The organism is Pseudomonas sp. F220 (assembly GCF_057813935.1).
Map to the genome: position 1 here is coordinate 62669 of NZ_JBVASJ010000018.1, position 24322 is coordinate 86990.

General features: G+C 59.0%; 19 protein-coding genes. 14 read left to right on the plus strand and 5 right to left on the minus strand.

The annotated features are described in order from the left end of the window. The first annotated feature begins 222 nt into the window (after positions 1–222). Positions 223–663: a GlcG/HbpS family heme-binding protein gene (locus tag ACZYSM_RS16965; protein WP_489072693.1), complete on the plus strand. Its 441-nt coding sequence runs from the start codon at positions 223–225 to the stop codon at positions 661–663. A gap of 195 nt (positions 664–858) precedes the next feature. After that, positions 859–1317, plus strand: a complete 459-nt coding sequence (locus ACZYSM_RS16970; protein WP_489072695.1) for an REP-associated tyrosine transposase — start codon at positions 859–861, stop codon at positions 1315–1317. Positions 1318–1426: 109 nt separating this feature from the next. Here ACZYSM_RS16970 and ACZYSM_RS16975 read toward each other — a convergent pair whose 3' ends face one another. Beyond that, positions 1427–2035 carry a TetR/AcrR family transcriptional regulator gene (locus ACZYSM_RS16975; protein ID WP_489072697.1) on the minus strand — a complete coding sequence of 203 codons (609 nt, stop codon included), beginning with the start codon at positions 2033–2035 and terminating at the stop codon, positions 1427–1429. A gap of 260 nt (positions 2036–2295) precedes the next feature. Here ACZYSM_RS16975 and ACZYSM_RS16980 point away from each other — a divergent pair, with 260 nt between their 5' ends. The 5 genes from ACZYSM_RS16980 (at position 2296) to ACZYSM_RS17000 (ending at position 12075) form a co-directional block, all read left to right on the plus strand. Then, positions 2296–3423, plus strand: coding sequence for an efflux RND transporter periplasmic adaptor subunit (locus ACZYSM_RS16980; protein WP_489072699.1), 1128 nt, complete (start codon positions 2296–2298; stop codon positions 3421–3423). A gap of 13 nt (positions 3424–3436) precedes the next feature. Further along, positions 3437–6502 carry an efflux RND transporter permease subunit gene (locus tag ACZYSM_RS16985; protein WP_489072701.1) on the plus strand — a complete coding sequence of 1022 codons (3066 nt, stop codon included), beginning with the start codon at positions 3437–3439 and terminating at the stop codon, positions 6500–6502. 5 nt (positions 6503–6507) lie between these two features. Beyond that, the gene (locus tag ACZYSM_RS16990; RefSeq protein ID WP_489072703.1) at positions 6508–9624 is read left to right on the plus strand and encodes an efflux RND transporter permease subunit; all 3117 of its coding nucleotides are present in this window, start codon (positions 6508–6510) and stop codon (positions 9622–9624) included. Then, the gene (locus tag ACZYSM_RS16995) at positions 9625–11091 is read left to right on the plus strand and encodes an efflux transporter outer membrane subunit (protein ID WP_489072705.1); all 1467 of its coding nucleotides are present in this window, start codon (positions 9625–9627) and stop codon (positions 11089–11091) included. 69 nt (positions 11092–11160) lie between these two features. After that, a complete protein-coding gene (locus tag ACZYSM_RS17000) occupies positions 11161–12075 on the plus strand; it encodes a DUF808 domain-containing protein (RefSeq protein WP_489072707.1) in 915 nt (304 codons plus the stop codon). A 109-nt stretch (positions 12076–12184) separates the two neighbouring features. Here the strand turns inward: ACZYSM_RS17000 and ACZYSM_RS17005 are convergent, their stop codons facing one another. After that, on the minus strand, positions 12185–12973 hold the full coding sequence (locus tag ACZYSM_RS17005) for an MlaA family lipoprotein (RefSeq protein ID WP_489072709.1): 789 nt from the start codon (positions 12971–12973) through the stop codon (positions 12185–12187). Continuing rightward, a complete protein-coding gene (locus tag ACZYSM_RS17010; RefSeq protein WP_489072711.1) occupies positions 12966–14264 on the minus strand; it encodes a serine/threonine protein kinase in 1299 nt (432 codons plus the stop codon). Before ACZYSM_RS17010 ends, ACZYSM_RS17005 begins: the two co-directional genes overlap by 8 nt. A gap of 233 nt (positions 14265–14497) precedes the next feature. Between ACZYSM_RS17010 and ACZYSM_RS17015 the strand changes: the two genes are divergently transcribed. After that, positions 14498–14869: a hypothetical protein gene (locus ACZYSM_RS17015; protein WP_489072713.1), complete on the plus strand. Its 372-nt coding sequence runs from the start codon at positions 14498–14500 to the stop codon at positions 14867–14869. 59 nt (positions 14870–14928) lie between these two features. Here the strand turns inward: ACZYSM_RS17015 and ACZYSM_RS17020 are convergent, their stop codons facing one another. Further along, on the minus strand, positions 14929–16524 hold the full coding sequence (locus ACZYSM_RS17020) for a glycoside hydrolase family 17 protein (protein WP_489072715.1): 1596 nt from the start codon (positions 16522–16524) through the stop codon (positions 14929–14931). A gap of 281 nt (positions 16525–16805) precedes the next feature. Between ACZYSM_RS17020 and ACZYSM_RS17025 the strand changes: the two genes are divergently transcribed. The 3 genes from ACZYSM_RS17025 to ACZYSM_RS17035 all read left to right on the plus strand — a co-directional run bounded on the left by ACZYSM_RS17025 (position 16806) and on the right by ACZYSM_RS17035 (position 19816). Then, positions 16806–17657 (plus strand): glycine betaine ABC transporter substrate-binding protein, encoded by an 852-nt coding sequence (locus ACZYSM_RS17025; protein WP_489072717.1) that lies wholly within the window; start codon positions 16806–16808, stop codon positions 17655–17657. A gap of 192 nt (positions 17658–17849) precedes the next feature. Then, positions 17850–18161 (plus strand): DUF485 domain-containing protein, encoded by a 312-nt coding sequence (locus tag ACZYSM_RS17030; RefSeq protein ID WP_489072719.1) that lies wholly within the window; start codon positions 17850–17852, stop codon positions 18159–18161. After that, complete coding sequence (locus ACZYSM_RS17035) at positions 18158–19816, plus strand: cation acetate symporter (protein ID WP_489072721.1); 1659 nt, start codon at positions 18158–18160, stop codon at positions 19814–19816. The genes ACZYSM_RS17030 and ACZYSM_RS17035 overlap by 4 nt, the downstream gene beginning before the upstream one ends. 330 nt (positions 19817–20146) lie before the next feature. On the opposite strand, the gene gltA is transcribed toward ACZYSM_RS17035, so the two are convergent. Then, the gene (gene gltA, locus ACZYSM_RS17040) at positions 20147–21436 is read right to left on the minus strand and encodes a citrate synthase (RefSeq protein ID WP_489072723.1); all 1290 of its coding nucleotides are present in this window, start codon (positions 21434–21436) and stop codon (positions 20147–20149) included. Positions 21437–21799: 363 nt separating this feature from the next. Here gltA and sdhC point away from each other — a divergent pair, with 363 nt between their 5' ends. From sdhC to sdhA, 3 genes are read left to right on the plus strand one after another with little or no spacing between them, the layout of a single operon-like run. Next, positions 21800–22174, plus strand: a complete 375-nt coding sequence (gene sdhC / locus ACZYSM_RS17045; protein WP_489072725.1) for a succinate dehydrogenase, cytochrome b556 subunit — start codon at positions 21800–21802, stop codon at positions 22172–22174. Beyond that, on the plus strand, positions 22168–22536 hold the full coding sequence (gene sdhD, locus ACZYSM_RS17050; protein ID WP_489072727.1) for a succinate dehydrogenase, hydrophobic membrane anchor protein: 369 nt from the start codon (positions 22168–22170) through the stop codon (positions 22534–22536). Before sdhC ends, sdhD begins: the two co-directional genes overlap by 7 nt. Positions 22537–22539: 3 nt before the next feature. Further along, positions 22540–24315, plus strand: coding sequence for a succinate dehydrogenase flavoprotein subunit (sdhA, locus tag ACZYSM_RS17055; protein ID WP_489072729.1), 1776 nt, complete (start codon positions 22540–22542; stop codon positions 24313–24315). The last annotated feature ends 7 nt before the right edge of the window (positions 24316–24322 follow it).

Here is a 24322-nt window from a genome sequence, read left to right on the forward strand (position 1 = left end):
TGCGCAGAGTGTATTCACGGCGGACGGCGCAGGTCAATCCATTTTCTCAAGCGGCTGTTTCATTCGTCAGAAGCCGTAGGTGCTGTGGCTTTTCGTCGCATGAGCAGCTTTTCGATAAATATTGTATACAAAAATATAATTCATTGTGTTCTATTTGTTGCATCGGATTTCGCTTGGCCGAAGTCCAAAGGCTTTCCCCATAACAAAATAAGGACAGCACCCATGAGCGCTTTAACCTTGAAAGTCGCAGTCAGCCTGACCGGTCGAGCCATCGCCGCAGGGCGCAAGATCGCCGCAGCACCGCTGACCATCGCGGTACTCGATGCCGGCGGGCATTTGTTGAGCTTGCAGCGCGAAGACGGCGCCAGCCTGCTTCGTCCGCAAATCGCCATTGGCAAAGCCTGGGGCGCGATCGCAATGGGCAAGGGCTCGCGGCTCTTGGCACTGGACGCGCAACAGCGTCCGGCGTTTATCGCCGCGTTGAACAGCCTGGGGCAGGGCAGCGTGGTGCCCGCGCCGGGCGGGGTGTTGATTCGTGATCAGGAGGGGGTGGTGCTGGGGGCGATTGGCATCAGCGGCGACACCTCGGACATCGATGAACAATGCGCGATCAGCGCCATCGAGGAGCAGGGGTTGCGGGCGGATGCGGGTGTGACTGCTTGATTTGCATTGACTGATCTACCGCTATCGCGAGCAGGCTCGCTCCCACATTGGATTTCTGCCGCTCAGATAATCCCTGTGGGAGCGAGCCTGCTCGCGATGACTATCCACCAGACACATCCTGCTAAAAGTCTGCCCTACCTCCAGGCATTCATAGGTCTAGCCTTCTTCATGACTTGATCATGGAAGGGCAAGGGAATGCCGGATTTACCCGCTTCACATCGTCTGCGTGTAGGCCGCTATGCCGAACAGAACCGGATTTACCTGCTGACCGCCAACACACTCGGAAGAGAACCTGTTTTCAACGACTTTGTCTTGGGCAGATTAGTCGTTGCGCAATTTCGCGCTGCGCAGGACCAAGGCTGCGCTAACTCATTGGCCTGGGTTGTCATGCCGGATCACTTTCATTGGTTGATCGAGTTGCAGCAGGGGTCGCTGAGTGGGCTGATGCAAAAGACCAAATCGTTGAGTACCAAAGCGGTAAACCGGTCCACCGGTCGTAAGATCAACCTTTGGCAGCAAGGCTTTCATGATCGAGCGCTGCGCCGTGAGGACGACTTGATAAAGCTGGCTCGGTACATCGTGGTAAATCCATTACGCGCGGGATTAGCCGAACGTCTTGGCGACTATCCGCTGTGGGATGCTATTTGGGTTTGACTAGATACCAAGTTGTCGCCATCGCGAGCAGGCTCGCTCCCACATTGGATTTCTGGTGTGCGCAAATCCCCTGTGGGAGCGAGCCTGCTCGCGATGGGCGCGCTGCGGTCTACCTGTCGGGCTCACAGCCCTTGAGCACCAGGCGAATGATGGTCTGCGCCGCGGCTTCGTAGTCGCTTTCATCCAGTTTGGCTTTGCCAGTGATGGCTGAAATCTGCCAGTCGAAATCGGCGTAAGTCTGGGTCGCGGCCCAGATGCTGAACATCAGGTGATTGGGGTCGATTGGGGCGATCTGCCCGCGGTCGATCCAGGTCTGGATGCAGTCGATATTGTGTTTAGCCTGGGCGTTGAGCTGCTCGACCTGATCGGGGCTCAGGTGCGGCGCGCCGTGCATGATCTCGCTGGCGAACACCTTGGACGCAAACGGTAGATCGCGGGAGATGCGGATTTTCGAGCGGATATAGCCACTCAGCACTTCGCTGGGCACACCGTCGGCATTGAACGGCGTAGAGGCCTTAAGAATCGGCTCGATAATACTTTCCAGTACCTCGCGGTAGAGGTTTTCCTTGGACTTGAAATAGTAGTAGACGTTGGGCTTGGGCAACCCCGCCTTGGCCGCGATGTCACTGGTTTTAGTCGCAGCGAAGCCCTTGTCGGCAAACTCTTCGCTGGCTGCGCGCAGGATCAGTTCTTTGTTGCGCTCGCGGATGGTGCTCATAAACCAGGTGATTCCTTGCCTGTTCTGGCGGTTGCGCATGGTAGCACCGGCCTCGCGCGGCGCTCAAGAAAGCAGCCGGCTGCACCTCGTCGTGCGAGGCTGTCGCGGGGCTGAACAAACTCGTGGATTGGCGAGTGAACGGCAGGTGCACTGCTAAAGTTCAAGACAGCGATCAGGCCTTTGGCCATTTCTTGCGTAAACGGCCCGGCATTCACTTCGCATCGTTGCATTGGGTGTTCAGCCCGTTTGAGTGAGAAACCGTGGTGAAGATCAGACGAGGCAAATTCGCTCTGGTAATCGGGATCGTGCTGCTCCTGTTGCTAGCCATGGGCCTGTGGTTTTACCGGGAGAGTGGGCAGCACAAAGGCAAGCCGCCAGCACCCGCCGAGCCGGTGGCAGTCGCGGTAGTGGCCTTGCAGGATGTGCCGGTGTACATCGACGCGCTGGGCACGGTGACGCCGACCCGCAGTGTGACGGTGGTGACTCAGGTCAACGGCATTCTCAGCGCGGTCGAGTTCAAGGAAGGCCAGCGGGTGCGCAAGGGCCAGGTCATCGCGCGGATCGACGACCGAGCGCTCAAGGCGCAACTGGTGGTGGCCAGGGGCACGCTGGCGCATGATCAGGCGGTATTGAGCAACGCCCAGCGCGATCTGATGCGTTTTCGCGAACTGATCAAGGTCGGCTCCACCAGCCAGCAAACCCTCGACACCCAGGCGTCCTTGGTGCAGCAACTACAGGGCACCGTCGCCGCCGATCAAGGCAGCGTGCAGAATCTTGAAGTCCAGTTGAGCTACTGCACCATCACCTCGCCGGTGGACGGGGTGGTCGGCTTGCGGCAGGTTGATCCGGGTAACTACGTGGTCACTGCTAGCACCACCGGCATTGCGGTGATAACCCAGATGCAGCCGGCGACGGTAGTATTCGCGGTGCCCGAGGATGACCTGGGGGCGATCAATCAGGCGATGGCTAAAGGGCCGGTGACGGTGCTGGCCTACGACCGTAACAAGCACAGCCTGCTGGGTACCGGTAGCCTGCTGGCGCTGGATAACCAGGTCGATACCAGTACCGGCACGATCAAGGTCAAGGCGCAGTTCGATGATTCGGGCAACGCGCTGTTTCCCAATCAGTTCGTCAACGCCCGACTCAAGGCAGACACCCTCAGTCAGGTACCCGTCACGCCGACCACCGCGATTCAACACGGCAGCAAAGGTGACTTCGTGTTTGTGGTCAACGGTGACAAGGCCAGCCTGCGCAATATCAAGGCCGGCCCGGCGATGGGTGAAGTCACGGCGATTCTCGATAACGGCCTCAAGCCCGGCGAGCAGGTGATCACCGAAGGTGCGGACAAGCTCGACGATGGCTCCCCGGTGAAGGTCGTCGCCCAATGAACAGCCGCCAGCCATGAACGTCTCGCGGCCCTTTATCGAGCGGCCGGTCGCGACCACGCTGTTGATGGTCGCGGTACTGCTGTTGGGGATGCTCGGCTATCACTTGCTGTCGGTGTCGGCGCTGCCCGAGGTCGATTACCCGACCATTCAGGTGTTTACCCAATACACCGGCGCCAGCCCGCAGGTGGTCAGTTCGTCGATCACCGCGCCGCTGGAGCGCCAGCTCGGCGAGATGCCGGGACTCAAGTCGATGAACTCCACCAGCTCCGACGGCGCCTCGGTGATAACCCTGCAATTTGACCTGTCCCTGTCGCTGGATATCGCCGAACAAGAGGTGCAAGCGGCGATCAATGCGGCCGGGACGTTTCTGCCGACCAACCTGCCGTACCCGCCGGTGTACAGCAAGGTCAACCCGGCGGACGCCCCGGTGCTGACCCTGTCGCTGACCTCCGATGTGTTGCCCCTGACCAAAATCGAAGACCTCGCCGACACTCGGCTGGCGCAGAAAATCTCTCAGATCACCGGCGTTGGCCTGGTGACCATCAGCGGCGGTCAGCGCCCGGCGGTGCGGGTTCAGGCCAATACCTCGGCGCTGAACAGCCTGGGCCTGTCGCTGGAGGATCTGCGCACGGCGCTGGGCAATGCCAACGTCAACCAGGCCAAAGGCAACATCGATGGCAAGTTCCAGGCGTATTCGATTGGCGGCAACGATCAGTTGCAATCGGCCGAGGAATATCACGATCTGGTGATTGCCTATAAAAATGGCGCGCCGATTCGTCTGGCGCAGATCGCCAGCTCCATTCAGGGGCCGGAGAATCCGCGTCAGGCGGCGTGGACCAACAGCACACCATCGATTCTGCTGAACATCCAGCGCCAGCCCGGGGCCAACGTGATCGATGTGGTCAACCGGGTCCAGCAGTTGTTACCCAGGCTGCGTGCCAGTCTGCCCGGCACCCTCAAGGTCGCCGTGCTCACCGACCGAACCCAGACTATCCGTGCCTCTGTCACCGATGTGCAGTACGAACTGGCGGTGGCGGTGCTGCTGGTGGTGATGGTGATTTTCCTGTTCTTGCGTAACGTCCCGGCTACGGTGATCCCCGCCGTGACGGTGCCGCTGACCCTGGTGGGCACTCTGGCAGTAGCGTACGCGCTGGGGTTCTCCCTGAACAACCTGACGCTGATGGCGTTGACCATTGCCATCGGCTTTGTGGTCGATGATGCCATCGTGATGATCGAAAATATCACGCGCTACATCGAGGCCGGAGAGGCGCCATTACAGGCCGCGCTCAAGGGGTCGGCGCAAATCGGTTTCACCATCATTTCGCTATCGGTGGCGTTGATTGCGGTGATGATCCCACTGCTGTTCATGGGGGATGTGGTAGGTCGGCTGTTTCGCGAGTTCGCCATGACCGTGGCGGTGACCATCATTATTTCCACACTGATCTCGCTGACCCTGACACCGATGATGTGCGCGCGGATGCTCAAGCGCCCAGAGCAGGAGCGCCGGGTCGATTTCTTCGACCGGGTCAACGGCCACTATTTACGGGGGCTGGACTGGGTGTTGGCGCACCAGTTGCTGACCCTGATCTCGGTGGTATGCACGGCGTTGCTGACCCTGTTGATGATTGTGGTGATGCCCAAGGGCTTTTTTCCCGAACAGGACACCGGACTGATTCAGGGCATCTCCCAGGCCTCGCCGACCATTTCGTTCCAGCAGATGCAGCTGGAGCAGCAGCAACTGGCAGCGAGAATTTTGCGTGATCCGGCGGTCGAGAGCCTGTCGTCCTTTGTCGGCATCGACCAGACCAACCCGACGATCAACCAGGGCAACCTGCTGATCAACCTCAAACCTCATGGTGTGCGTGACAACAGCGCGGCGGTGATCCGCAGGCTGTCGGATGCGAACAGCGATGACGCCGGCATTCGTCTGTACCTGCATTCGGTGCAGGACCTGACGTTGGATGCCACGGTGTCGACCACCAGCTATCGCCTCGGCCTGCAAGCCACCGACCCGGATGTGCTGGCGCTGTGGACCGGCAAGCTGCTGACGGCGCTCAAGCACGACCCGATGTTCACCGACGTGCAAAGCCAGGCGTTGCAGTTCGGCAATCAGATCCAGCTGACTTTTGATCGTGCCACGGCCTCGCGCCTGGGCATTACCCCGCAAGCCATCGACGACGTGCTGTACGACGCGTTCGGCCAGCGTCAGGTGTCGACCCTCTACACCCAGCTCAACCAGTATCACGTGGTGCTGGCCACCGATCATCCGCCACACAATCTGGCCGACCTGCTCACCGGTCTTTACGTGGACATTCCGAGTGGCGGGGTGGCGCCGTTGTCGAGCATGGCCAGCATGCAACTGGTGCGTACACCGATCACCATCAATCGACTCGGGCAGTTTCCCTACGCCGACGTATCATTCAACCTGGCGCCCGGCCAGACCTTGGGCGCCGCGGTGAGCCAACTCAAGGACATCGAGGCGCAACTCGGCTTGCCGCTGACCGTGCAAGCGTCGCTGGAAGGCGCGGCGGCGACCTTTGAGGCGTCACTCTCCAATCAGGTGTTTCTGGTGCTTGCGGCGATTGTCGTGGTGTACCTGATGCTGGGGATTCTCTACGAAAGCTTCGTGCACCCGGTGACGATCCTCTCGACCCTGTTGTCGGCGGCGCTCGGTGCGTTGCTGGCGCTGCTGATCACTGGCACGCAGTTCGACATCATTGGCCTGATCGGCATCGTGCTGTTGATCGGCATCGTCATGAAAAACGGCATCATGATGGTCGACTTCGCCCTGGAACTGGAGCGCAAGGGCGGTTTGAGCCCGCAGGCGGCGATCCGCCAGGCGGCCGAACTGCGTTTCCGGCCGATTCTGATGACCAGCATGGCCTCGCTGTTTGGTGCGGTGCCGTTGGCGCTGGGCACAGGGATCGGCTCCGAGCTGCGGCATCCGCTGGGGATTACGATCATCGGCGGGCTGCTGCTCAGCCAAATGCTGACGCTGTTCTCCACGCCGGTGATTTTCCTCGCGATGGATAGGCTGGAACGCCGCTTCAGTGGGCGGCGTCCGGTCGTTGAAGGCTGACGGCGATGAACCTCAGCGCGCCGTTCATCCAGCGCCCGATTGCCACCACTTTGCTGGCTGCGGGGCTGGCGCTGGCCGGCGTCCTGGCGTTTTTGCTGCTGCCGGTGGCGCCCTTGCCCGAGGTCGATTTTCCGACCATCAGCGTCCGTGCATCGCTGCCCGGCGCTGACCCGAGCACCGTCGCCAGTTCGGTGGCAACGCCGCTGGAGCGCCAGTTCGGACAGATCGCCGGCGTCACCCAGATGACCTCGTCCAGCACCTTGGGCGCGACCCGGATTAACCTGCAATTTGATTTGAACCGCGACATCAACGGTGCAGCGCGAGACGTGCAGGCGGCGATCAACGCGGCGCGAACCAACCTGCCGAGTGACCTGTCGGGCAACCCGACCTACCGCAAGGTCAACCCCGCCGATTCGCCGATCCTGGTCATCAGCCTGACCTCGGACAGCGCCACGCCGGGACAAATGTACGACGTCGCCTCGACCCTGCTGCAGCAACGCCTGCTACAAACCAGAGGCGTTGGCGACGTCATCGTCGGTGGCGGCGCCTTGCCGGCGGTGCGCATCGAGTTGAACCCGGATCGGCTCAGCCACTACGGCGTCAGCCTGGAGCAGGTGCGGGCGGTGATCGCATCTTCGAATGCCAACTTGCCCAAGGGCTCTGTGGCCGTCGGGGCGCAATCCCAGGGTATTGCGGCCAACGACATGCTTTACAAAATGGACGATTACGCGCCGCTGGTGGTCAAGCAGCACAACGGCGATGCGGTGCGCATTTCCGACCTTGGTTACGTACGCGAAGACGTCGAGGATTTGCGCAACTTCGGCCTGTCCAACGGCAAATCGGCGGTGTTGCTGGTGGTGTTCAAGCAGCCAGGGGCGAACGTCATCAGCGCCGTGGATGCGGTGAAAGCCGAACTGCCGTTCCTGCAAAGTTCGATTCCGGCAAGCATCAGACTCAATATCCTGATGGACCGCACCACCACCATTCGTGCGTCGTTGCACGATGTCGAGTTGTCGCTGATCGCCTCGATTGTGCTGGTGACACTGGTGACGTTCGGGTTCTTTCGCGATTGGCGCAGCACCCTGGTGCCGGCCATTGCGGTGCCGTTGTCGCTGCTGGGCACCTTTGGGGCGATGTATTTCCTTGGGTACAGCCTGAACAACCTGTCGCTGATGGCGTTGACTATATCCACCGGGTTTGTGGTGGACGATGCGATCGTGGTGGTCGAGAACATCATGCGCCACCTGGAGAAAGGTGAGAGTCGTCTGCACGCAGCGCTGGTGGGCGCACAGGAGGTTGGTTTCACCGTACTGACCATCAGCGTGTCGCTGGTGGCGGTGTTCATTCCATTGCTGCTGATGGGCGGGATTGTCGGGCGGCTGTTTCGCGAATTTTCGATCACCTTGTCGGTAGCGATCATGATTTCCATGCTGATCTCGCTGACGGTCACACCGATGCTGTCCAGTGTATTGCTGCGCACTCAGGAGCAGGTGGAGAAGGGTAGCGATCAACCGGACTCGCGATTTCACCGGTTTTACGACCGTACTCTCGGCTGGGTCATCGATCACTCGATGTTGATGGGGCTGCTCACATTGTTGGTGATCGTGTTCGCCGGCGTGTTGTATGTGCTGGTGCCCAAGGGCTTTTTTCCACAGGAAGACACCGGGCGTTTGTCCGGCAGTATTGTGGCGCCGCAAAGTGTTTCCTACGCGGCAATGCAGCACAGTTTCAGGGAGATCAACCAGAAGGTACTGGGCAACCCGAACGTGCTGACGGTTGGCGGTTTTGTCGGCGGTGGCGGCGGGGCGATCAACTCGGCACAGTTGTTTATTTCCCTCAAGCCACTGGCCGAGCGCCGAGACAGCGCCGATCAACTGATCGCGCAAGTCCGTCATACCCTCGGCGAGATGCCGGGCACGCGCCTGTATTTGCAGTCGTCCCAGGACATCACCGTCGGTGGTCGCCAGAGTGGCGCGCAGTACCAGTACACGATGACCGCTGATGACCAGAGCGCGCTGGATGAATGGGTGCCCAAGGTGCTGGCGGTGTTGCATGCGTTGCCGCAACTGACCGACATCAACACAGATCAGCAGGACAACAGCCTGCTGGCCAATGTGAAAATCAATCGTGATGCGGCGGCGTGGCTCGGGGTCAGCATTTCGGCCATCGACCAGACGCTCTATGACGCGTTTGGCCAGCGTCAGGTCTCGACCATTTACCGCGCCGCCAACCAGTACCACGTGGTAATGGAAGTGGCGCCGCCGTACTGGACCGATCCGGCAACACTCGCCTCGATCTACATTCCTGTAGGGACTGTCGCGCTCAGCAAGGGCAGAAGTGTCGCGCCGAACCTGAGCGCCAGCGCCAACCCACGGCTGGTACCATTATCGGCGCTGGCCGATTACTCGGTGGATCGCACGGCCATTTCCATCAGTCACCAAGGCACGTTCCCTGCGGTGACGGCGTCGTTCAACCTCGCGCCCGGTGTGTCCATCGGCCAGGCCACGGCATTGGTGGACAATGCCGTGGCGCAGCTGCGAATGCCCGCCAGCGTGGTCGGGCAATTCGCCGGTACGGCTCAGGTGTTCCAGTCGTCGGTGGCCAGCGAGCCGTTGCTGATCTGCGCAGCGCTGTTGTCGGTGTACATCGTGCTGGGCATCCTCTACGAAAACCTGACACACCCGCTGACCATCCTCTCGACCTTGCCGTCAGCCGGCGTAGGAGCGCTGATCGCCTTGCTGTTTACCGGCACCGAGCTGTCGATTATTGCGCTGGTGGGGGTGATTTTGCTGATCGGCATCGTCAAGAAAAACGCGATCATAATGATCGACTTCGCGATCACCGAGCGCCGGGATCAGGGGCTGACAGCCAAAGAAGCAATTCGCCGGGCGTGCCTGATCCGCTTCCGGCCGATCATGATGACCACACTGGCGGCCATTCTCGGTGCGTTGCCGCTGGTGCTCGGTAGCGGTTATGGCTCGGAGTTGCGCCGGCCGCTGGGTATTTCGATTATTGGCGGGCTGGTGTTCAGCCAGATGCTGACGCTTTACACCACCCCGGTGATCTATCTCTGGCTCGACCGGGCGTCCCAACGCCTGGGGCGTCGGCGCAAGGAGACGTAAATGGGCAGTGAACGCATCCCCCTTGTAGCCGCTGTCATGCTCAGTCTCGCCCTTGGCGGCTGCATGGTCGGCCCTGACTACCACAAGCCCGCCATCGAATTGCCGATGAGCTTCAAGGAAGGCGCGCAGTGGCAGCGTGCGGCGGCCAACCCGCAAGGCGCGCTGGACAGCCAATGGTGGCTGGAATACCAGGACCCGATCCTCAACGATCTGATTGCACGCTCAGCCAGGGCCAACCAGTCGATCATCGCCGCTGAAGCGGCCTGGCGTCTGGCGCAAGCGCAGGTTGCATCGAGTCGGGCCGGCTTGTGGCCCACGGTGGGTGTCGGGCTTTCAGGGTCGCGGGGCGTCGGTGGGGGAGGCAGCAGCAGTACCAGTAGTAGCTCAAGTACCACCTCAGGCAGCAGCTCCGGCACGGTCGTGCAAACGGTCAGCGCCACCTTGAGTGCCAGTTGGGAGCCAGACCTGTGGGGCCAGGTGCGCCGTGGCATCGAGTCGAGCCAGGCGTCGCTCCAGGCCTCCGATGCATTATTGGCAGGCGTGCGCTTGTCCATCAGTGCGAGCGTCGCCAGCAACTACCTGGGCTTGCGTCAATTGGACATCGATGTCGGTTTGCTGCAGCAGCAACAGACGATCAATCAACAGCTGCTGGACATGATTCAGGTCGAGACCGTGCAGGGCACCGCGACCAACGATCAGTTGCTGGTGGCCCTGGATCAACTGACCAGCGTGGTCGCGGCGTTGCAGACCGCACAGCGCTCGCGCGAGCAATTCGAACATGCACTGGCGGTGCTGGTCGGCGTGGCGCCGGCGCAGTTCAATCTGCCGCCCACAGTGAACTACCGCTTCGTGCTGCCCATTCCACCGCTGAGCCTGCCATCGAGCCTGTTGCAGCGGCGTCCCGATGTGGTGTCGGCCGAGCGTGCAGCGGCAGCCGCGAATGCGAAAATCGGAGTGGCCGAAGCCGCGTTCTTTCCCACCCTGGACCTGACCGCTCAGGTCGGCTATCGCGGCAGTGCCCTGGGTGGCTTGTTTGCCGTGCCGAACCGGATCTGGACCCTCGGCCCGGCGCTGGCCGAAACCATTTTCGAGGGGGGTGCCCGAGAAGCGGCGGTGCAGCAGGCCCGGGCCAGTTACGACCAGGACGTGGCGAACTATCGCGGCGCGGTGCTCGGTGCGCTGCAAAACGTTGAGGACAACCTTTCGGCGATCAATCACCTGCACGCCCAGGCCCAGGCCTTTGAGCAGATTTATCAGCGCAACCAACAGCTGTTCGGCAGTCAGGAGGCGCAAAAACGCGCCGGCACCGTCAGCCAGCAAGCGGTGTTGACCCAGCAGTTGGTCTTGCTGCAAGCCGAGCAGAGTCTGCGTGATACCCAAGGGCTGCTCAGTCAGGGCAGCGTTGCACTGTTCCAGAGCCTGGGCGGTGGCTGGCACGTGCAGTCCGGTGCTCAAACCGATCACTGAGGTGTCTCGCTTCCCCGGTGCAGGGCGCGTTATGCTCCCGACACTTTTTTATGTATGGAAGCCTGATCCATGGCAGGAAGCAGTTTGCTGGTGTTGATCGACGACATCGCCGCGGTGCTCGACGATGTTGCCTTGATGACCAAGATGGCCGCCAAGAAAACCGCCGGCGTCTTGGGCGACGATTTGGCGCTCAACGCGCAGCAGGTTTCCGGTGTGCGCGCCGAGCGCGAGATTCCAGTGGTCTGGGCGGTGGCCAAGGGCTCGTTTCGCAACAAGTTGATTCTGGTGCCGTCGGCGTTGGCCATCAGCGCCTTCGTCCCTTGGCTGGTGACGCCGTTGCTGATGCTCGGTGGCGCCTATCTGTGCTTCGAAGGCTTCGAAAAGCTCGCCCACACGTTCCTCCATAGCAAAGCCGAGGATCAAACCGAGCACGATCAGTTGGTCGAAGCCGTGGCCGATCCAGAGATCGATCTGGTGGCCTTCGAGAAAGACAAGATCACAGGCGCGGTGCGCACCGACTTTATTCTTTCGGCGGAAATTATCGCCATCACCTTGGGCATTGTGGCCGACGCGCCGCTGATGCAGCAGGTCATCGTGCTATCGGGTATCGCCATCGTCATGACTGTCGGCGTCTATGGCCTGGTGGGCGGCATCGTCAAACTCGACGACCTCGGCTTGTGGCTGACCCAGAAGCCCGGACAGATAGCCAAAAGCGTCGGCGGTGCCATTCTGCGCGCCGCCCCGTACATGATGAAAAGTCTTTCGGTGATCGGCACTGCGGCAATGTTCATGGTCGGCGGCGGGATTTTGACCCATGGCGTGCCAGTGGCTCACCACTGGATCGAAAGCGTGAGCCAAAGCACGGGCGGCTTTTCGCTGGTCGTACCGACGCTGCTCAATGCTGTGGCCGGGATTATCGCCGGGGCGGTAGTTTTGCTGGGGGTGATGGCGGTCAGCAAGGTCTGGCGGATGGCTAAAGCCTGAAAAAATCGTCCGAGCGCGGCCCGAACGATCTTGGCGTTCTACAAAGCGCCAAATAAAAAAGGCCATTCGATCTGCATTGAATGGCCTTTTTTCTTACCCGCAGATCGCGTTACTCGGCAATCTGCAACTTGCGCGCCTCGGTGTAGACGTAACGCACCTTTTCGTACTCGAACGGTGAGTTCGTCTGCCCGTAGCGGAATCTGGTCTGGTAGCGTTTGTCGATGCCGCGCAGGACCCAGATTTCCGGATGGTTCTCGCTGACCTTTGATACGTTGAGGAAGTTGATCTGCGATTCTGCCGTAAAGTCGAACACCAGCCCGCCGGTATCACGCAGGTTAGACGGGCCGAGGATCGGCAGGACAATGTAGGCGCCGCCTGGAACGCCATAGAAGCCCAGGGTCTGGCCGAAGTCTTCGTTCTGGCGTGGCAGGCCCATCAGGGTTGCCGGGTCCCACAAACCGGCGATGCCGATCGTGGTGTTGAGCAACAATCGACCGGTGGTCTCCATGGAGCGATGACCCTTGAACTGCAACAGGCTGTTGAGCAGATTGGGTACATCACCGAGGTTGTTGAAAAAGTTGCTCACGCCAGTGCGCAGAAAGCCCGGGGTGATGTACCGATAGCCGTCGACTACTGGCAGGAACACCCACTGGTCAAAGCGGTAGTTGAAGTGATAGACCCGGCGGTTCCATGACTCCAACGGGTCATAGACATTCAGCGCGTTCAAAGTCGAGCGTTCGAACTCGCGCTGGTCCAGCCCAGGGTTGAATTTCAGTTTGGTCATCGGCTCGGTGAAGCCGTCCTGATCGACCACGGTGGTGGTATTGGCCTTGCTGTTGTCCGCATTGGCATAGCCTGCGCAGAGTAGCGCAGCGATAAGCAGAAAATGTTTAGCCACGGAAGAACTCCAGCATGGCGTCGCTGTTGACGCGGTAGTTGAGGTTGCCGCAATGGCCGCCATGAGGGTAGACAGTTAGGCGGTCGCCGAAGGTTTTACGCAGAAAACCGAGGTCGCCTGGGCCGAGAATCAGGTCGTCGGCGTTGTGCATCACGGCAATTTTCGGGCTGTCGTGCAGATAGTCCTTGAGCGCGTACAGACTGACCTGGTCGATCAGTTGCAGCACGCTGCCGCCGTCGGTACGGGCGCGCCACATCGGGATCAGCTGCTCGGTGATGTAACAATCGAAGTCGCATTGCAGGGCGCGCTTGAGGAACGGTGTAAGGCTGGTGCCTTCGGTGATCGGGTACTTGGGCGGCGTGATCAGGCCACGGCGGTTGATCAGGTCCGAGGTGAAGGCAATGTCGGCCGCTGAAAAGCGGAACGAGGTACCGATCAGCATGGCCATCTGTTCATTGGTCAAATGCTGTTTGGACTGTTGAAAGTCGTAGACCAACGCGTCGTTGAGATCGATATAGCCTTTTTGCTGGAAGTAGCGGGTCAGTTTGTTCAACACCAGTTCATAAAATGTGGTGCTATTGTTGATGCCCTTGACTTCCGTTTGTACAAGCTTGTCCAGGTTGGTAATCGAGGTATAAAGGTTGACCGGTGGGTTGAGCAGCAGGACTTTCTTGAAGTTGAAGCTGCGTCGGGTTTCATCCAGTTTGCTGACAAACGCCGCATCCAGACCGCCCAGGCTGTAGCCGGTGAGGAAGAAGTCAGTGATCGGCAGTTTCGGATGTTGCGCACGCACGGCCTGCATGACGCGGTACAGGTCCTCGGCGTCTTCCTTGGTCACACCTGGCGTGGCAAAGCGCGAAGCGGCGCTCATGAAGTCGAAACTGGTCGGCGACGACAGTTGCACCACGTGATAGCCGGCTTTGTAGTAGAGCTTTTTCAGGTACTCGTTGATGCTGCTGTTGTAGGGCGCGCCAGTGCCGGAGATCAGGAAAATCAGCGGTGCGGCATGATCCTGTTTGGCCATGCGGTAGGTGAGCTTTTTCACTGCCCAGAAATTGTCCGGCAGGCTGAACTCGCGCTCCGGGCGCAACCTCAGGCTGTAATCAGCCTGATCGATATCCTCATCGGACGGCAGCTCTGGCCGCAACTCCGGTGGAGTGCTGGCAATCGTCGCCTCGAACGGGTTGGTCAGCGGATACCCGTAGCTGACGGCGTCGATATCGACCGCCAGTGCGGACGCACTCAAAATAAGGCCGCCAAACAAGGCAGCGAAGCGCAAGGAGCGGAGCATGACTAAATCCCTTAGAGGAGGTGCCGAGAGAGGTTCGCAGGCTATGACCACCGCGCTGTAGCCGAAGTGCCATGCATCAGCACAAATAGTCGGTCCAAACAGCTGTAATCGGAATAATAGTAGCCGGACGATACACTTTGCAGTTATTTCGTGAACAGTTATCTGTGCAACACCCTTGCATACCCTCGTCGGGCGATTAAGCTAGGCGCCGTTTTCGTTTATCGGAGTGCTTCATGTCCCGCCGTCTGCCCGTGATTTTGCTGCTTATTGTCTTGCCGTTATGGCTGGCCGCCAGTTATGGCATGCGTTATGAGCTGATGGAGGATGCCCAGTGGGTTGGGGTCTGTGTCGATGAGGCGAGCCGTTGGGAGTGCCAGGCGCGTTCGACCCTGGGGCTGATGATTCATTTCAAGGTCATGGGCTGGGCAGCGCTGTCAGCGGCAATCATCGCGTTCCTGGTGCCGGGGCGTGCTGGATGGAGTCTGGCGGTGCTGGCACTGTTGTTCGGCTTTCCGGCGCTGGCGTTGTATAACGTCAGTCTTGCGGTGTTTGCGGTGGTGATTGCTGCACTGCGGCTGGTCAGAGCACCGCGCGTCGCCGCTTGAACTGAATCGCGAGCAATAAAAAGGGATGACCGAGGTCATCCCTTTTTTGTGTCTGTCGATCAACCCTTGCGAACCCGCAAGCTGCGCCACAGCGCCACCACCATCAACACACTCACCAGCGCCCAACCCCAGGCCTGCTGATTTTGCAGGCCTTCGCGATACAGCTGCGGGGCGATGCCAGCACCAATGATAAAGGTCAGCAAGGCGACTTCCCGGCGCGGGACGTTCACCGGCCGGCACAGATAGACCAGCGCCGGCAGTACGAACGCGACACTCGGGAAGCTGCGATAACGTGGATCGAACACCAGTTCCAGCATCATCACCGCAGCGGCGAACCCGGCAGCAGCCAGCAACCAGCCTGCCCGACGCTCCAGCGCATTGAACGCACGTTCACGCCAACCGGTGCGAGCGCTCAGGGTCAGCGCCGCATGGGCCAGTACCAACAGGTTCAAACCCGTCAGCAAGGCGACCCACAGCCATTCCCCGACAAAACGGGTGGTGATATGTGCCAGATCGCCCCAGGCGCCAATCGAGCAGGCCGCCAGTGCACCCAGCAACGGCAGGATCAGCGCCGCGCGAGTGCTGCGTACGCGACCACCGAGGATCAGCGTGCCGAGGAAGATCAAGCCGCCAACGCCCAGCCATTGTGGCCAGAAGGGCAGGTTTGACACCGGTCCGGCCAGCACGCCTTTGTCCTGGCGATCTGCATCGAACAGCCCCCAGTAACCGCCGACCGCACCTTCACTTGCGCGCTTCCAGGGTTGGTCGAAGGCTTCGATCAGGTTGTAGTGCCAGCCTTGTTGCTCGGCCATGGCGACAAAACCACGAATGAACTTGGCTTCGTTGACCCGGCTTGGCAGCGCGGTTTCGCGCTGGCGGCCTTCGCTTGGCCAGCCGGTTTCGCCAATCATCACGTCTTTGGGGGCGAAGCGGTTGCCAAACACCTGACGGACTTCAGCGACGTGATTGAGGGCGGCGTCAATGTTGGAAGGATCATCTTCCCAATACGGCAGCAAGTGGATAGTCAGGAAGTCCACCACCGGGGCAATTTCCGGATGCTTGAGCCAGAACTCCCAAACATCGGCGTAGGTCACCGGCTGCTTGACGTGGCTTTTCACCTTGAGAATCAGCTTGGCCAACTGGGCGCCAGTGACTTCCTTGCGCAGCAGCGTTTCGTTACCTACGATCACCGAGGTCACTACATCCGCGTTGGCGTTGGCCGAAGCGATCAGCAAGTCGACTTCCTTGGCGGTATCCACCGGGTTGCTGTTGACCCAGGCGCCGATCATCAATTTCAGGCCGTGTTTGCGCGCCAGATCGGGGAGGGCTTCGAGGCCGGTCATGGAGTAGGTGCGGATGCATTGGAAGCGGGTCGCCAACAGTGCGAGGTCGGCGTCCATGCGCTCTGGGCGCAACTTGAACGGCTCGTCGAACGGAGATTGGTCTTTATCAAACGGGGTGTAGGAGGCGCATTGTAGCTTGTGCGTGGCGCTGGCTACGTCCGGCAGCAGCACCGGTTGGCCGAGGCCATACCAGAAGCCAAAAAGAGCAAACAGGCCAAGTAGACAGGCGAACAGGTAAGGTAAAAAAGGAAAGCGGGCAATCGCGGGCATGGTCAGGCCGTCTGGGAGCAAAGCCGCGCATCTTACCTGCATTTGTCGTCTGCTTGGGGCCTGTATAGTTTTGACATGCAATGTTCGAGCGGGATCCGGTGACGTATTACCCGTTGCCGCAGTTACTGGCGTTCTGATGTCGTTTCTCGTTGTCTTGAGGTCGCTACCAGAGCAGGTCGTCGAGCACGTCAGGTTGATGATCGAAGCATCAGTACTCCGCTGATGTTCGAACGGGTTTGGCGGTGAGGCGTGAAGGGGGCGCTATAACAATAAGTTGACGCGGCTCGGCATCCGTCGGGCTCAGCACTTTCGGGGAAGTAACGATGAAGATGCGACGACTCTTAGGCGCAGGTGCCGCTCTGGTGCTTGCGATTGGTTCCACCCTGGCCAGCGCCGAAAGCAAAACCCTGAGCATCGGCTACGTCGACGGCTGGTCCGACAGTGTGGCGACGACCCACGTGGCGGCCGAAGTGATCAAGCAGAAGCTCGGTTATGACGTCAAGCTGCAGGCTGTGGCGACCGGGATCATGTGGCAGGGCGTTGCTACCGGTAAGCTCGATGCGATGCTCTCGGCCTGGCTGCCGGTGACTCACGGTGAGTACTGGGCCAAGAACAAAGACAAAGTGGTCGACTACGGTCCTAACTTCAAGGACGCGAAAATCGGTCTGATCGTGCCGGAGTACGTAAAGGCGAAGTCCATCGCCGACCTGAAAGATGACACCACCTTCAAGAACAAGATCGTCGGGATTGATGCCGGTTCAGGCGTAATGCTCAAGACCGATCAGGCGATCAAGGATTATGGCCTCGACTACAAACTGCAAGCCAGTTCCGGTGCAGCGATGATTGCCGAACTGACCCGTGCTGAAGAGAAGAACGAGTCCATTGCCGTCACTGGTTGGGTGCCGCACTGGATGTTCGCGAAGTGGAAACTGCGCTTCCTTGATGATCCTAAAGGCGTTTACGGCGCTGCTGAAACCGTCAACAGTATCGGTAGCAAAGGTCTGGAGAAGAAGGCTCCGGAAGTCGCTGCCTTCCTGAAAAAGTTCCATTGGGCCTCCAAGGATGAGATTGGCGAAGTCATGCTGGCGATTCAGGACGGTGCAAAACCTGAAGCCGCTGCCAAGGACTGGGTAGCCAAGCACCCGGAACGTGTTGCCGAGTGGACCGCCAAATAATATCGCAAAGCCTCTAAATCGCAGGTCCCAAGACCGTCTGGCGTTCTCGTCAGGCGGTCTTTTGTTTTTCCGGGGGAAATAATCGGCGACAACGCTAATGTCGTTCTAATACTAAGGTCGTCTGGAACCAGTTCCGCAGCCGCATAGAGTGGAATACGTTGCAATTCAATCTGTGCTGCGAGGACAAAAACAATGAACGACAGCATTTACCTCTCGATTCAAAACAGCCCGCGTTTCAAGGAGCTGGTCAGCAAAAGAGAGCGGTTTGCCTGGATTCTCTCTGCGATCATGCTTGGGCTTTACTCGGGCTTCATCCTTTTGATCGCTTATGGGCCCCATGTGCTGGGGGCGAAAATCAGCCCTGAGTCATCGATTACCTGGGGGATACCCATTGGTGTCGGGCTGATTCTTTCAGCCTTTATCCTGACTGCAATCTACGTACGACGCGCCAACGGCGAATTCGACGACCTGAACAATGCGATTCTCAAGGAGGCTCAGCAATGACCCGGCGTCTATTTGCGGCACTCGGTATCGCGGCCTTCGCCCCGGCAGTCTGGGCGTCTGAAGCCTTGACCGGCCCGGTGACGAAACAACCACTCAACGTTTCGGCGATTCTGATGTTCGTCGTTTTCGTGGGTGCAACACTGTGCATCACCTACTGGGCGTCCAAGCGCAACAAGTCGGCGGCAGATTACTACGCGGCGGGCGGCAAGATCACCGGTTTCCAGAACGGTCTGGCGATTGCCGGTGACTATATGTCGGCGGCGTCCTTCCTGGGGATCTCCGCACTGGTGTACACCTCGGGCTACGACGGGCTGATCTACTCGATCGGCTTCCTGGTGGGCTGGCCGATCATTCTGTTCCTGATCGCCGAGCGCCTGCGTAACCTGGGTAAATACACTTTTGCCGACGTGGCGTCGTACCGCCTCGGGCAAACCCAGATCCGCTCGCTCTCGGCCTGTGGCTCTCTGGTAGTAGTGGCTTTCTACCTGATCGCGCAAATGGTCGGTGCCGGTAAGCTGATTCAGCTGCTGTTCGGCCTGGATTACCACGTTGCGGTGATCATGGTCGGTATCCTGATGTGCATGTATGTGTTGTTCGGCGGCATGCTGGCGACCACCTGGGTGCAAATCATCAAAGCGGTGTTGCTGCTGTCTGGCGCGACCTTCATGGCCATCATGGTAATGAAGCACGTTAACTTCGACTTCAACGCACTGTTCGCCGAAGCGACCAAGGTTCACCCTAAAGGCGAAGCGATCATGAGCCCCGGCGGCCTGGTGAAGGATCCGGTCTCGGCATTCTCCCTCGGCCTGGCGCTGATGTTCGGTACTGCCGGTCTGCCGCACATTCTGATGCGCTTCTTCACCGTGAGTGACGCTAAAGAAGCCCGCAAAAGTGTGCTGTATGCCACTGGTTTCATCGGGTACTTCTACATCCTGACCTTCATCATCGGCTTCGGCGCGATCCTGCTGGTCAGCACCAACCCGGCCTTTAAAGACGCTGCTGGCGCTCTGTTGGGCGGTAATAACATGGCGGCAGTGCACCTGGCTGACGCGGTGGGTGGCAGCCTGTTCCTCGGTTTCATCTCGGCAGTGGCCTTTGCCACCATCCTGGCGGTCGTTGCAGGTCTGACTCTGGCCGGTGCTTCGGCGGTGTCTCACGACTTGTATGCCAGTGTGATCAAGAAGGGTAAAGCCAACGACAAGGATGAGATTCGGGTTTCGAAAATCACCACTATCGCTTTGGCTGTGCTGGCGATTGTTCTGGGTATCCTGTTCGAAAGTCAGAACATCGCGTTCATGGTTGGCCTGGCGTTCTCTATCGCTGCCAGCTGCAACTTCCCGGTGCTGCTGCTTTCCATGTACTGGAAGAAGCTGACCACTCGTGGCGCGATGATTGGTGGCTGGCTGGGTCTGATCAGTGCCGTTGGCCTGATGGTCCTTGGTCCAACCATTTGGGTGCAGATCATGGGGCATGAAAAAGCCATCTTCCCGTATGAGTACCCGGCACTGTTCTCGATGGCTATTGCCTTCGTCGGGATCTGGTTCTTCTCCATCACCGACAAGTCGGTCGCAGCAGACAATGAGCGGGCACTGTTTTTCCCGCAATTTGTACGCTCGCAGACGGGTCTGGGCGCGAGTGGGGCGGTGTCGCACTAAGGCTTCAAAGATCTATATATAAGCCGAGCTAACACGAAATGCCCCGGTCGAGAGATCGGGGCATTTTTGTTTGTGTGGGGGTCTAGATATGTGTTGTCAGGTCGACCTATATCGCGAGCAGGCTCGCTCCCACAGTTGATTTCGGTTGTTCGTTGGATGTGTGTACGCCGCTGTTCAATGTGGGAGCGAGCCTGCTCGCGATGACGGCAGGATGGTCACAGCAATATTTGGGGGTAGGGTAGGCGGCACAAACAAAAACGGCCTCATGCTCTTATATAAGAGGTAGAGGCCGTTTCCGGTGCAGCTTAAGACGTTATCGCAAGACAGGTCTTATTTGCGGTCTTCCAGCTTGGGGATGTCACGCGACTCGTAGCCGGTGTACAGCTGGCGCGGGCGGCCAATCTTGTACGGGCTGGAGAGCATTTCTTTCCAGTGGGAGATCCAGCCGACAGTCCGCGCCAGGGCGAAGATTACGGTAAACATACTGGTTGGAATGCCGATCGCCTTGAGGATGATCCCCGAGTAGAAGTCGACGTTCGGGTACAGCGAGCGCTCGATGAAGTACGGATCGGTCAGGGCAATCTCTTCCAGGCGCATGGCCAGTTCGAGTTGTGGATCGTTGGTGATACCCAGCTCTTTCAGTACTTCGTCGCAGGTCTTCTTCATCACGGTAGCGCGCGGGTCACGGTTTTTGTAAACGCGGTGACCGAAGCCCATCAACTTGAACGGATCGTTCTTGTCTTTGGCCTTGGCGATGAACTTGTCGATGTTCGACACATCGCCAATTTCGTCGAGCATGCTCAGCACAGCTTCGTTGGCGCCGCCGTGAGCCGGGCCCCAGAGTGCAGCGATACCGGCAGCGATACAGGCGAACGGGTTGGCACCCGAAGAGCCCGCCAGGCGCACGGTAGAAGTCGATGCGTTCTGCTCGTGGTCGGCATGGAGGATGAATATCCGGTCCATGGCCTTGGCGAGTACCGGGCTGATCGGTTTGATCTCGCACGGAGTGTTGAACATCATGTGCAGGAAGTTTTCCGCGTACGTCAGGTCGTTGCGCGGGTACATCATGGGTTGGCCCATGGAGTACTTGTAAACCATCGCTGCCAGGGTTGGCATCTTGGCAACCAGGCGGATCGCGGAGATTTCGCGATGCTGCGGGTTATTGATGTCCAGGGAGTCGTGGTAGAAAGCCGAGAGGGCACCGACTACACCGCACATGACGGCCATTGGGTGGGCGTCGCGACGGAAGCCGTTGAAGAAGGTCTTCAGCTGCTCGTGGACCATGGTGTGGTTCTTCACGGTGCTGACGAACTGGGCCTTCTGCTCTGCGGTCGGCAGTTCGCCGTTGAGCAACAGATAGCAGGTCTCCAGGTAGTCCGACTTCTCGGCCAGCTGTTCGATCGGGTAGCCGCGGTGTAGCAGAATGCCGTTGTCGCCGTCGATATAGGTGATCTTCGACTCGCACGAGGCGGTCGACATGAAGCCTGGGTCAAAGGTGAAACGGCCCGTGGCCGTCAGGCCCCGAACATCAATAACATCGGGACCAACGGTGCCGGTTAAAATGGGCAGCTCGACGGGGGCTGCGCCCTCGATGATCAACTGCGCTTTTTTGTCAGCCATGTGGCCTCCTATTTATGCTTGAAATCATCAGACAGACCCCCCACGCAGGGCCCGCACCACTATAGTGAGATAAATTTGAATGTCAATTTGCCTAAAGTCTTGCCCTAGAAGGCTTTAACCGGACTTTTTCCTCGAAATTCCCCGCCATTTACGCCTTTTATTCCACTTGCGCAATGAGCTATTAGGGGAAGGCGTTTGCGTTGTCATTAGTAGCCTAACTGTCTATACTCGGCCTCCGACCGCCAGGGGCTTTTGGGCCTGCTTTAATGGGGGTCGCACTCCCTGGGTGGTGGGTACCTGACCAGTGCACTCCCCAACAACTTTGCCCTGATTGTTAGGGGCTCTTCAGTGTGAAAAAAAGCCGTGAATAGCCAACGACCTGTAAACCTAGACCTAAGGACCATCAAACTCCCAGTCACTGCTTACACGTCCATTCTTCACCGTATATCCGGTGTCATCCTCTTTGTCAGCCTGGCCATCATGCTTTATGCATTGGACAAATCGCTGAGCTCAGAAGAAGGCTTCGGTCAGGTGAAGGCGTGTCTGACCAGTCCGCTAGCCAAGCTAGTGATTTGGGGCATCCTGTCCGCCTTGCTGTATCACTTGGTTGCCGGTGTGCGCCATTTGATCATGGACATGGGCATCGGTGAGACGCTGGAAGGCGGCAAGCTGGGCTCGAAAATCGTTATTGCCATTTCCGTGGTGATGATCGTTCTGGCAGGAGTTTGGATATGGTAACTAACGTCACGAACCTCTCGCGTTCGGGCCTCTATGACTGGATGGCACAACGTGTGTCTGCGGTCGTTCTCGCGGCTTACTTCATCTTCCTGATCGGATACCTCATCGCGAACCCGGGCCTTGGCTACGAGCAATGGCACGCGCTGTTCGCAAACAACTGGATGCGTATTTTCAGCCTGCTGGCCATGGTTGCTCTGGGCGCTCACGCCTGGGTCGGCATGTGGACCATCGCGACCGACTACCTGACGCCAATGGCGTTCGGCAAGTCCGCGACTGCAATACGTTTCCTCTTCCAGGCGGTATGCGGCGTTGCGATGTTCGCTTACTTCGTCTGGGGTGTGCAGATTCTTTGGGGTATCTGATTCATGGCTAACACAGTTAATACGCTTTCGTTCGACGCCATCATCATTGGCGGCGGCGGTGCTGGCATGCGCGCTGCTCTGCAGCTGGCACAAGGTGGTCACAAGACTGCCGTTATCACCAAGGTTTTCCCGACTCGCTCGCACACCGTATCCGCTCAGGGTGGCATCACCTGTGCCATCGCTTCGGCCGATCCGAACGATGACTGGCGCTGGCACATGTACGATACCGTCAAGGGTTCCGACTACATCGGTGACCAGGACGCTATCGAATACATGTGTTCCGTAGGCCCGGAAGCGGTCTTCGAGCTCGAGCATATGGGCTTGCCGTTTTCCCGTACCGAACAAGGTCGCATCTATCAGCGTCCGTTCGGCGGTCAGTCGAAAGACTTCGGTAAGGGCGGCCAGGCTGCTCGTACCTGCGCTGCAGCTGACCGTACCGGTCATGCGCTGTTGCACACTCTGTATCAAGCCAACCTCAAGGCCGGCACCGTATTCCTCAACGAATACTACGGTGTCGACCTGGTGAAGAACGAAGATGGTGCCTTTGTCGGCATGATCGTGATCTGCATCGAAACCGGCGAAACTTCCTACGTTCGCGCCAACGCCACCGTATTGGCGACCGGCGGTGCAGGCCGTATCTACTCGTCCACCACCAATGCCCTGATCAACACCGGTGACGGTATCGGCATGGCCCTGCGTGCAGGCGTGCCAGTACAAGACATCGAAATGTGGCAGTTCCACCCAACCGGCATCGCCGGCGCCGGTGTACTGGTGACTGAAGGCTGCCGCGGTGAAGGCGGTTACCTGATCAACAAGCACGGCGAGCGTTTCATGGAGCGTTATGCTCCGAACGCCAAAGACCTTGCCGGTCGTGACGTTGTAGCCCGCTCCATGGTTAAAGAGATCATCGCCGGTAACGGCTGTGGTCCCGATGGCGACCACGTACTGCTGAAACTCGATCACTTGGGTGAAGAAGTACTGCACAGCCGTCTGCCAGGCATCTGCGAACTGTCCAAGACCTTCGCTCACGTCGATCCAGTGACCGCGCCGGTTCCAGTGGTTCCTACCTGCCATTACATGATGGGTGGCGTTCCCACCAACATTCATGGCCAGGCGATGACTCAGGATGCCGACGGCGTTGATCAGATCATTCCTGGTCTGTTTGCCGTTGGTGAAGTGGCTTGTGTATCGGTTCACGGTGCCAACCGTCTGGGCGGCAACTCGCTGCTCGACCTGGTGGTGTTCGGCCGTGCTGCCGGCCTGTACCTGGAACAGACCCTGAAAGAAGGCGTTGACTACACTCGCGCTCGCCAGTCCGACATCGACGCTGCCCTGGCACGTCTCGATGGTCTGAACTCGCGTACCGAAGGCGAAGACGTAGCGACCCTGCGTAAAGAGCTGCAAAGCTGCATGCAGAACTACTTTGGTGTATTCCGTACCGGCGAATACATGCAGAAGGGTATTGCTCAGCTGGCGGATCTGCGTGGCCGTATCGCCAACGTCAAGATCAACGATAAGAGCCAGGCGTTCAACACCGCTCGTATCGAAGCCCTCGAGCTGCAAAACCTGCTGGAAGTGGCTGAAGCTACCGCCATCGCCGCAGAGATCCGTAAAGAGTCCCGCGGTGCTCACGCCCGTGAAGACTTCGAAGATCGTGACGACGTCAACTGGCTGTGCCACACCCTGTACTTCCCTGGTGATAAACGCGTTACCAAGCGTGCCGTGAACTTCTCGCCAAAAACAGTCCCGACCTTTGAACCAATGATTCGGACTTATTAAGGGTGGC

What these genes read in the sequence shown, in the direction of transcription:
- ACZYSM_RS16995 (WP_489072705.1), top strand. Translation starts at nt 9,625, where the DNA reads ATGGGCAGTGAACGCATCCCCCTTGTAGCCGCTGTCATGCTCAGTCTC.
- ACZYSM_RS17015 (WP_489072713.1), top strand. Translation starts at nt 14,498, where the DNA reads ATGTCCCGCCGTCTGCCCGTGATTTTGCTGCTTATTGTCTTGCCGTTA.
- ACZYSM_RS17030 (WP_489072719.1), top strand. Translation starts at nt 17,850, where the DNA reads ATGAACGACAGCATTTACCTCTCGATTCAAAACAGCCCGCGTTTCAAG.
- sdhA (WP_489072729.1), top strand. Translation starts at nt 22,540, where the DNA reads ATGGCTAACACAGTTAATACGCTTTCGTTCGACGCCATCATCATTGGC.
- gltA (WP_489072723.1), bottom strand. Translation starts at nt 21,436, where the DNA reads ATGGCTGACAAAAAAGCGCAGTTGATCATCGAGGGCGCAGCCCCCGTC.
- ACZYSM_RS17010 (WP_489072711.1), bottom strand. Translation starts at nt 14,264, where the DNA reads ATGCTCCGCTCCTTGCGCTTCGCTGCCTTGTTTGGCGGCCTTATTTTG.
- ACZYSM_RS16970 (WP_489072695.1), top strand. Translation starts at nt 859, where the DNA reads ATGCCGGATTTACCCGCTTCACATCGTCTGCGTGTAGGCCGCTATGCC.
- ACZYSM_RS17035 (WP_489072721.1), top strand. Translation starts at nt 18,158, where the DNA reads ATGACCCGGCGTCTATTTGCGGCACTCGGTATCGCGGCCTTCGCCCCG.
- ACZYSM_RS16965 (WP_489072693.1), top strand. Translation starts at nt 223, where the DNA reads ATGAGCGCTTTAACCTTGAAAGTCGCAGTCAGCCTGACCGGTCGAGCC.
- sdhD (WP_489072727.1), top strand. Translation starts at nt 22,168, where the DNA reads ATGGTAACTAACGTCACGAACCTCTCGCGTTCGGGCCTCTATGACTGG.
- ACZYSM_RS17025 (WP_489072717.1), top strand. Translation starts at nt 16,806, where the DNA reads ATGAAGATGCGACGACTCTTAGGCGCAGGTGCCGCTCTGGTGCTTGCG.
- ACZYSM_RS16985 (WP_489072701.1), top strand. Translation starts at nt 3,437, where the DNA reads ATGAACGTCTCGCGGCCCTTTATCGAGCGGCCGGTCGCGACCACGCTG.
- ACZYSM_RS17000 (WP_489072707.1), top strand. Translation starts at nt 11,161, where the DNA reads ATGGCAGGAAGCAGTTTGCTGGTGTTGATCGACGACATCGCCGCGGTG.
- ACZYSM_RS16975 (WP_489072697.1), bottom strand. Translation starts at nt 2,035, where the DNA reads ATGAGCACCATCCGCGAGCGCAACAAAGAACTGATCCTGCGCGCAGCC.
- ACZYSM_RS17020 (WP_489072715.1), bottom strand. Translation starts at nt 16,524, where the DNA reads ATGCAGGTAAGATGCGCGGCTTTGCTCCCAGACGGCCTGACCATGCCC.
- ACZYSM_RS16990 (WP_489072703.1), top strand. Translation starts at nt 6,508, where the DNA reads ATGAACCTCAGCGCGCCGTTCATCCAGCGCCCGATTGCCACCACTTTG.